The organism is Lysobacter sp. 1R34A (genome assembly GCF_051217035.1).
Lineage (GTDB): Bacteria > Pseudomonadota > Gammaproteobacteria > Xanthomonadales > Xanthomonadaceae > Lysobacter.
Genome location: NZ_JBPKJP010000040.1, coordinates 26750 through 34826, shown reverse-complemented (window position 1 = coordinate 34826; position 8077 = coordinate 26750). Strand labels below are relative to the sequence as shown.

The following is an 8077-nucleotide window of genomic DNA, read 5'->3' as shown; positions in this document are numbered from 1 at the left end:
CCGGATCGGCCGCGCGGCGCCGGCCGGACTGCGCCGCGCGCGCGGCATCGGCGACAATGGCGCCCCTTGCCCGCCACCGCCCCCGCCATGTCCGCCACCTCCCCCGTGCCCAGCTCCATCTCCCTGACCCGCTACCTGATCGAAGAACAACGCGCCGGGCGGATCAACCCCGACCTGCGCCTGCTGATCGAAGTCGTCGCCCGCGCCTGCAAGACCATCTCGATCGCGGTCGGCAAGGGTGCGCTCGGCGGCGTGCTCGGCGAAGCCGGCAACCCCGGCGAGGCCAGCATGAACATCCAGGGCGAAGCGCAGAAGAAGCTCGACGTGCTCAGCAACGAGATCCTGCTCGAAGCCAACGCCTGGGGCGGCCACCTCGCCGGCCTGGCCTCGGAGGAGATGGACACCTCGCACCCGATCCCGGACGTCTACCCGCGCGGCAACTACCTGCTGCTGTTCGATCCCCTCGACGGCTCGTCCAACATCGACGTCAACATTTCGGTCGGCACGATCTTCTCGGTGCTGCGCTGCCCGGACGGGGTGACCCAGGCGGCCGACAAGGACTTCCTCCAGCCCGGCACCGAACAGGTCTGCGCCGGTTACACGACCTACGGCCCGAGCACGATGCTGGTGCTGACCATCGGCAACGGCACCCACGCCTTCACCCTCGACCGCGAAGTCGGCAGCTTCGTGATGACCACGCGCAACATGACCATTCCCGAGGAAACCAAGGAGTTCGCGGTCAACATGTCGAACCAGCGCCACTGGCAGCCGCCGATGCAGGCCTACGTGGCCGATCTGCTGGCCGGCAAGGAAGGCCCCCGCGGCAAGGACTTCAACATGCGCTGGGTCGCCTCGATGGTCGCCGACGTGCACCGCATCCTGACCCGCGGCGGCATCTTCAGTTATCCGCTCGACGCCAAGTGCGCCGACAAGGGCGGCAAGCTGCGCCTGATGTACGAGGCCAACCCGATGAGCTTCCTGGTCGAACAGGCCGGCGGCGCCGCCAGCACCGGCCGCCAGCGCATGCTCGAAGTGCAACCGACCGGCCTGCACATGCGCGTACCGGTGTTCCTCGGCAGCAAGGCCGAAGTCGAGACCGCGGTGCGCTATCACCGCGAGCACGACGCTGAACAAGCCTGAGCCAGGGCTTGAGGTTCACAGCTGAACAGGCGCGCCTGCCGGCTTCGGCAGGTGTCGCCGCAACGACCGTTCGCCGGGGGGACGTCTGCCGTCCCCCGCCCGCGCGTCGTCGATGAACCCCGTGGACGAATCGATCGCGGCGATGTCTAAACGCGCATCGCCGCCGATAGCGGTCGCCCGATGACCGGCTTTGCTTCGAGTGTGCGTTGGTAGTAACACTTGCAGTGTGTCGGCGCCTTGCGCCCACGGGGAACAGCGATGTCGAACAGTACTCGGCGCGACGTGGGAGGTCGCTACGCGGCCAGCGGCGTGGCCTCGCGCAAACTCGCCGCGGCGCGCGACTTCGCCGGCCGCGAGCTGCTCTACCTGAGTCCCGGCGGCGCCGGGCGCATGCACGCCCTGGCCGCGCTGCAGACCCTGGGCTGGACCCTGCGCCGCGCGGTCGACGCGCGCGGCGCGATGCGCATGCTGTACGCCGATCTGCGTCTGCCGCATGCGGTATTGATCGACCTGCGCGAAGGCTTCGACGCGCGCGACCTCGACGAACTCGGTCCGGCCTTGAGCGCGCACAACGCCGGCTGGATCGCCGGCATCGCCACCGACCAGGTGGAAGACCCGGTCGTGCGCCGGCTGATCCGCGACTACTGTTACGACTACGTCACCCTGCCCTGCCCGGAAACCGTGCTGCATACGGTGATCGGCCACGCCTACGGCATGGCCGCGCTGGCCTGCGGCCACAGCGACGATGCCGGCTCGGGCTACGTCGACGGCCTGATCGGCGACAGCGAACCCATGCGCACCCTGGGCCGGATCCTGAAGAAGGCCGCCTCGACCGATGCGCCGGCTTTCATCTCCGGCGAGACCGGCACCGGCAAGGAACTCGCGGCCATGGCGATCCATCGCCATTCGCGCCGCCAGCGCAGTCCGTTCGTGGCGATCAATTGCGGCGGGATTCCGCACGACCTGGTCGAGTCGGAGCTGTTCGGCTACGGACGCGGCGCCCTCGCCGGCGCGCAGCAGCGCAAGCCCGGCCGCATCGAGATGGCCGACGGCGGCACCGTGTTCCTCGACGAAATCGGCGAACTGCCGCTGGAAAGCCAAACCTCGCTGCTGCGCTTCCTCGAACAGGGCAGCATCGACCGTCCCGGCGGCCAGGACCCGGTCAAGATCGACGTGCGCATCGTCTCGGCGACCCACCACGACCTCGAGCTCGCGGTCGCCGAAGGCCGTTTCCGCAGCGACCTCTATCACCGCCTGTGCGTGCTGCGCCTGCAGCTGCCGCCACTGCGCGAGCGCGGCGGCGACATCGACCTGCTCGCCGACTACGCGCTGCAACGGTATGCGCAGGAAAACACCCGCGGCCTGAAAGGTTTTTCGCCGTGCGCGCGCCATGCGATGCACCGCCACGCCTGGCCCGGCAATGTGCGCGAGCTGATCAACCGCGTGCGCCAGGCGGTGGTGATGGCCGAAGGCCGCTACCTCACCGCCGCCGACCTGCGCATCGGCCCGGTCGGCGACGGCCCGCCGATGACCCTGGAAGAAGCGCGCGACGCCGCGACCCGCGAAGCGATCGAACGCGCGCTGCACCGCAACCGCCGCCGCCTCGGCGAGTCGGCGCGCGAGCTCGGCGTGTCGCGGGTGACGCTGTATCGGCTGATGCAGAAACTCGGCATGCGCAGCAGCGAAGACGACGTCTCCGAGGAAGCGCAAACCGCCTGAGCCGAGCTGCGCATGGCCGCAACGCATCCGCCCGCCGGCGCCGGCGCATCGGGCGTCGAGGCCGCCGCCCGCGCGCTAGCGCTTGGTTTCGGCCACCGAATGGCGCGGCAGGTCGATGGTGAACACGCAGCCCGAACCGGGGAGGTTGCGGACGCTCAGATCGCCCTTGTTGGCCAGGATGCTGCGGCGGGCGATCGACAAGCCCAGACCCAACCCGCTGGTGTCCGCGCCGGCCTGGGAGAACGGCTGGAACAAGGCTTCCGCATCGCCCGGCGGCAGGCCCCCGCAACGATCCTCGACATCGATCAGGATGCGATCGGCCGCCGCATAGGCGTTGAGGACGATCTCGCTGCCGGGATGGGAGAACTTGAACGCGTTCTGCAGCAGATTGCCCACCGCCGACAGCAGCAGATCGCGGTCGGCATCGACCGCCAGCACCGGGTCGACGTTCGAAACGGCCAGGCTGCAGTGCCTCACCTGCGCTTCGAGCGAGGCCGACAATTTGATCTCGGCGATGAAATCCGACAGCGAGAACAGATGCTGATGCACCGGCATCCCCGCGGTCATGCGCACCTCGGCCAGCGAGCGGTCGATCAGGTTGCCCAGGCTGACCAGGGCGCGGTCGAGCACGCCGCCGGTGGCGCCGCCCAAGCCGACGTTGCCTTCCTTGATGATCGACAGCGCCAGCGTCGCGGTGCACAGGTGGTTGCGAAGCTCGTGAGCGAAGAAGCCCAGCTTTTCGTTCAGGGCGTCGACCTGCTGGCCGGCGAGGGCGAAGTCGTGTTGATAGCCGAACTCGGTCACCGCGTTGGCGATCGCATTGTCGAGGCAGCGATTGAGCGTCCTGAACTCATCGATGTCGATTTGCACGCCGCGTTCCACCGCCAGGTCGGTGATGGCCTGGCACAGGTCGCCGTAGTCGTGGACGACCTCATCGATGCTGAAACCGTGGGCCAGCAACTCCTTGCCGTGCAGCGCCGCGGTTTCGCCGATCTCCGACAAAGCGGGCTGGCCTCCGCCGGTGGGGCCCGACACCTTGCGGCTGCGCGCGGGCTCGGAAGTCTGTTCGACCTGCAGGGTCTTGATCAGCTGTTCCAGGAACACGGTGATGCCGTGTTCCAGCTCCGCTTCCGGCACGCCCGGCGGCGCGCGCCGGGCCACCTTGACCCGGCACCGGGCTATGAGCTCGGCGCGGTTCGATGTGAGGAACTCATGCATCATCCCGACACGATACGCGGCCCTCGTGCGGTCCGTTGGGGTGGCGGCCGGCCCGCGGGCGGTCGCAATCGCCCGCAGCCTCGGTTAGGCCGGCGTATCGCCCAGTCGCGCCCTGCGACTATATTTGCCGCTCATCGCGCATCAATAAAAATATTCTTAAAAATCAATCGACTACACCCGGCTCAGGGGCGGCGGCACCCGCCCCGGTCGCGGCCTCGTACGCCCGTCGCGCCGACGGCGACGGCCCGACCGTGTCGATTCGCCGTCTCGCCGTTCGTCGGATGGATACCACCCCAAGCGACGGAGCATCGGTATGAGGATCTATTGGATCAGGGCCCAGGCGCCACGGCGGGTCCTGGCGCTGGTCAAGCATCTCGGCATCGACGCCGAATTGATCGAAAAAGACCTGATGGCCGGCGAACTCAAGGCCGCCGACTACGCCGCGCTCAATCCCAACTGCAAGGCGCCGACCCTGGTCGACGGCGAACGGGTGCTGTGGGAGTCCTCGGCGATCATGGCCTACCTGTGCATCAAGCAGGGCTCGGACATGTGGCCGGCGCACCGCCCCGACGAACAGGTCGAGGTGTTGCGCTGGCTGTCCTGGAACGACTGCCACTGGGCCGAGGCGGTGTCGCCGTTCTATTTCGAACACGTGGTCAAGAGCACCTTCGGCTTCGGCCCGCCGGACACCGAGTCGTTGCAGGGCGAGGTCGCGCGCCTGGCGAAATTCGCCCGCGTGCTCGACGCGCACCTGGCCGATCGCCGCTACATCGCCTGCGGCCGGCTGACCATCGCCGACTTCCAGCTCGCCTCGATGGCGGCTTATTGGCGCGAGTCGCAGATGCCGTTCGAGCCCTATGCCCACATCCGGCGCTGGCTCGACGAGCTGATGCGCCTGCCGGCCTGGGCCGATCCCTGGCCAAGCGAACACCCACCGCTGGCGGCGGTGGCGGCAGGCTGAAAGCAGTGCCCGATCGACGCTGGCTGCGCGGTCGGGCGTCTTCGAGAAAATCGGGACGAAGGCCTCCCACCTCCGCCGCGACGCGAGCGCCGTCGAACCCACGGCACCGGAACTGGGCGTCGAGATGGAACTCGACGACGCCGCGTACATACGGAGCTGCGCGAGAGTCGTGCAACCCCGATAACTTATTGATTTAGCTAATTATTTTCCGTTCCGTTGCCGTTGCACCGAGGCGATCCGGCGAAAGCGTTGCGCCTGGGTTGCCGCGTCGACCGAACCGGTCGACGCGCGCATTGCGATAAACCATGTGCGGCCTGATCCGGCGGCGGCGGGCTCTCGACGAAACCGTGTATACAAGCACATCGGCGCCGTCGCCTTTTTGCAACGCGCCTCGCGTGCGAGGATGACCGCCTTCCCGCGCCTGCCTTTCCGCCATGTCACCGACGATCGACGCCCCGGACGATTTCATCGAGGTCTATCCCGGGGCCCTGACGCGCGAGCAATGCGCGGACCTGCTGCGCCGCTTCGACGCCAGCCGCGACAGCGAGCCGGGCCGGGTCGGCGGCGGCGTGTTGCCGGACCTCAAGGACAGCCGCGACCTGACCATCACCGGGCGCGAAGGCTGGAAGGACGTCGAGATCGCCCTGAACCTGGCGGTATTCCGCGGCCTGCTGAGCTACTTGCGCCGTTACCCGCACACGATGATCGCGCCGCTGATGCTGGAAGCGCCCTCGGCCGACGGCAAGCGCCACCGCCTCACCCCCGAGCGCATGGCCGAGATGGACGACCACGCGCTCGCGCCGATCGCCCAGACCGTGTTCCGCCCGGGCTCGATCAACCTGCAGCGCTACACCGCCGATCGCGGCGGTTACCCGTACTGGCATTGCGAGCTGTATCCGCGCGACCCGGGCGGCGAAACCCTGCACCGCCACGTGCTGTGGACGATCTATCTCAACGACGGCTTCGAGGAAGGCGAGACCGAGTTCCTGTATCAACGCCGCAAGATCGTGCCGCGTGCCGGCGACCTGCTGATCGCGCCGGCCGCGTTCACCCACACCCATCGCGGCAACCGGCCCAAGGGCGGCGACAAGTACATCGCGACCAGCTGGATCCTGTTCCAGCGCGCCGAGCAGTTGTTCGGCGGGCGCTGAGCACGCGAGGCGAGGCAGGTGCGTAGCCGGTTCCCTGCGCGACCACGACGCGGGCCTGGGTCGAACGCAGGCGCCCGCCCCCCTTCGTCAAAGGGCGCGAATGATGCGGCACGCTTGGTCCAGGTTCGAAGCCCTTCGCTGTTCCCCCTCCGAGAGGGGGCCGGGGATGTGTTGTCGGCTGCCAACGGCCAGCCGCCGAATCTCAGGGATTGCGCGGGTGGTTCAGCACCAGCCAGTACAAGCCGACCTGCTTGACCGCCCAGACGAACTGCTCGAAATCCACCGGCTTCTGGATGTAGCTGTTGACCCCGAGCGCGTAGCTCGCCTCGACGTCGAAGGGCTCGGTGCTGGTGGTCAACACCACCACCGGCAGGGTGCGGGTGGGCTCGTGGGCGCGGATCGCCTGCAGCACTTCGCGGCCGTCGACCTTCGGCAGGTTCAGGTCGAGCAGTACGATCGACGGCAGATCGTTGGGGTCGCGATCGGAGTAGCGGCCGCGGGCGAACAGGTAGTCCAGCGCCTCGGCGCCGTCGCCCATCACCACCAGCCTGTTGGCGATCTTGGCCTCGTCGAAGGCGAGCCGGGTCAGCTCGACGTCGTCGGGATTGTCCTCGACCAGCAGGATTTCTTTATGCATCTGGGTTTTCCTCGCCCGCCGCAGCGACGGGCAACTCCACTATGAAAGTACTGCCCGCCCCGGGCTGCGAATGCGCGCGCAGCTCGCCGCGGTGGCGCTCGGCCACGCGGCGCGCGATCGCCAGGCCCAGGCCGTGACCGCCGCCCTGGTCCGGCCCGTGCAGGCGCTGGAAGGGCTCGAACAGTTTGTGAGCATATCGCATGTCGAAACCGGCGCCGTGGTCGCGGATGCTCAGCTGCAGGCGGCCCGCGACGGTTTCGCCGCCGACCTCGATGCGCACCGGCTCGACCTGGCCTTCGCGTTCGCAGGAGAACTTCCAGGCGTTGTGCATCAGCTGGTTCAGCATCAACTTGAGCAGGCGCTCGTCGCCTTCGACCTGCAGGCCGGGCTGGACGGTGATTTCGCCGCGATGGCGCGGATCGGCATCCTGCAGCTCGGCGCCGACCCAGTCGGCGAGCAGGCTCAGGTCGACCGGCGCCACCCGCATCTCGGCGCGGGTCACGTGCGACAACTCGGTCAGCGCGGCGAGCAAGCCGGTCATGCGCGAGGCCGCGGCGCGGATGCGCCCCAGGTAATCGCGGTCGGTCTCGTTCAAGCGCTCGATCGCGCGTTCGCTGAGCAGAGCCGAGAAACTTTCGATCGAGCGCAGCGGCGCGCGCAGGTCGTGGGCGACCGCGTCGGCGAACAGCTGCAGCTGCCGGTTGGAGGCATCGAGCGCGGCGCCGCGTTCTTCGATGCGCGCGCTCAGGGCGATGCCGGCTTCGCGCTCGCCCCGGATGTCGCGCATGTGCGAGATGAAATATTGCGGGGCGCCGGACTCGTCGCGCATCACCGCGATGTTGAGCTGCACCCAGACCTCGCTGCCGTCGCGGTGCACGTAGCGCTTGTGTTCGTCGACCGAGGCCAGGCTGCCGTTGACCAGCGCGCTGACCAGGTTGTTGCTGATCGCCAGGTCGTCGGGGTGGGTCACTTCGCTGTAGTGATGCCCGCGCAGCTCGTCTTCGCGGTAACCGAGCATCGCGCACAACGCCGGGTTGGTTTCCAGCCAGATCCCCTCGGTCGAGACGATCGCCATGCCGATGTTCGAGGCGGCCATGGCCTGCCGGAAACGGTCGTCGCCGATCTTGGACGCCACCGCGGCGGTGGCATGGGCGGCGGCGGGCGTGGCGCGCGGGAGACTCATCGGTGCTGGGGCAGGGGGCTTCGGCGGTTTATGTGACCGTGGAGTGTAGCCGCCCGGCTCGTGACGGC

7 protein-coding genes are annotated in these 8077 nt (G+C 68.3%); 4 read left to right on the top strand and 3 right to left on the bottom strand.

Annotated elements, in window-relative coordinates; translation table 11 throughout:
- Nucleotides 1-87: 87 nt before the first annotated feature.
- The gene (locus tag ACSAMQ_RS11335; protein WP_435395738.1) at nucleotides 88-1140 is read left to right on the top strand and encodes a class 1 fructose-bisphosphatase; all 1053 of its coding nucleotides are present in this window, start codon (nucleotides 88-90) and stop codon (nucleotides 1138-1140) included.
- A 258-nt stretch (nucleotides 1141-1398) separates the two neighbouring features.
- On the top strand, nucleotides 1399-2859 hold the full coding sequence (locus ACSAMQ_RS11330) for a sigma 54-interacting transcriptional regulator (RefSeq protein WP_435395737.1): 1461 nt from the start codon (nucleotides 1399-1401) through the stop codon (nucleotides 2857-2859).
- A gap of 75 nt (nucleotides 2860-2934) precedes the next feature.
- Here the strand turns inward: ACSAMQ_RS11330 and ACSAMQ_RS11325 are convergent, their stop codons facing one another.
- Nucleotides 2935-4077 (bottom strand): sensor histidine kinase, encoded by a 1143-nt coding sequence (locus tag ACSAMQ_RS11325; protein ID WP_435395736.1) that lies wholly within the window; start codon nucleotides 4075-4077, stop codon nucleotides 2935-2937.
- A 313-nt stretch (nucleotides 4078-4390) separates the two neighbouring features.
- Here ACSAMQ_RS11325 and ACSAMQ_RS11320 point away from each other — a divergent pair, with 313 nt between their 5' ends.
- Together ACSAMQ_RS11320 and ACSAMQ_RS11315 are read left to right on the top strand one after the other, a co-directional pair.
- A complete protein-coding gene (locus tag ACSAMQ_RS11320) occupies nucleotides 4391-5038 on the top strand; it encodes a glutathione S-transferase family protein (RefSeq protein WP_435395735.1) in 648 nt (215 codons plus the stop codon).
- A 434-nt stretch (nucleotides 5039-5472) separates the two neighbouring features.
- Nucleotides 5473-6189 (top strand): 2OG-Fe(II) oxygenase, encoded by a 717-nt coding sequence (locus ACSAMQ_RS11315; RefSeq protein WP_435395734.1) that lies wholly within the window; start codon nucleotides 5473-5475, stop codon nucleotides 6187-6189.
- Nucleotides 6190-6391: 202 nt separating this feature from the next.
- Here ACSAMQ_RS11315 and ACSAMQ_RS11310 read toward each other — a convergent pair whose 3' ends face one another.
- Together ACSAMQ_RS11310 and ACSAMQ_RS11305 are read right to left on the bottom strand one after the other, a co-directional pair.
- The gene (locus ACSAMQ_RS11310) at nucleotides 6392-6826 is read right to left on the bottom strand and encodes a response regulator (RefSeq protein ID WP_031374300.1); all 435 of its coding nucleotides are present in this window, start codon (nucleotides 6824-6826) and stop codon (nucleotides 6392-6394) included.
- A complete protein-coding gene (locus tag ACSAMQ_RS11305) occupies nucleotides 6819-8009 on the bottom strand; it encodes a sensor histidine kinase (protein ID WP_435395733.1) in 1191 nt (396 codons plus the stop codon). The genes ACSAMQ_RS11310 and ACSAMQ_RS11305 overlap by 8 nt, the downstream gene beginning before the upstream one ends.
- Nucleotides 8010-8077 lie beyond the last annotated feature (68 nt).

What these genes read in the sequence shown, in the direction of transcription:
- ACSAMQ_RS11335 (WP_435395738.1), top strand. Translation starts at nt 88, where the DNA reads ATGTCCGCCACCTCCCCCGTGCCCAGCTCCATCTCCCTGACCCGCTAC.
- ACSAMQ_RS11330 (WP_435395737.1), top strand. Translation starts at nt 1,399, where the DNA reads ATGTCGAACAGTACTCGGCGCGACGTGGGAGGTCGCTACGCGGCCAGC.
- ACSAMQ_RS11325 (WP_435395736.1), bottom strand. Translation starts at nt 4,077, where the DNA reads ATGCATGAGTTCCTCACATCGAACCGCGCCGAGCTCATAGCCCGGTGC.
- ACSAMQ_RS11320 (WP_435395735.1), top strand. Translation starts at nt 4,391, where the DNA reads ATGAGGATCTATTGGATCAGGGCCCAGGCGCCACGGCGGGTCCTGGCG.
- ACSAMQ_RS11315 (WP_435395734.1), top strand. Translation starts at nt 5,473, where the DNA reads ATGTCACCGACGATCGACGCCCCGGACGATTTCATCGAGGTCTATCCC.
- ACSAMQ_RS11310 (WP_031374300.1), bottom strand. Translation starts at nt 6,826, where the DNA reads ATGCATAAAGAAATCCTGCTGGTCGAGGACAATCCCGACGACGTCGAG.
- ACSAMQ_RS11305 (WP_435395733.1), bottom strand. Translation starts at nt 8,009, where the DNA reads ATGAGTCTCCCGCGCGCCACGCCCGCCGCCGCCCATGCCACCGCCGCG.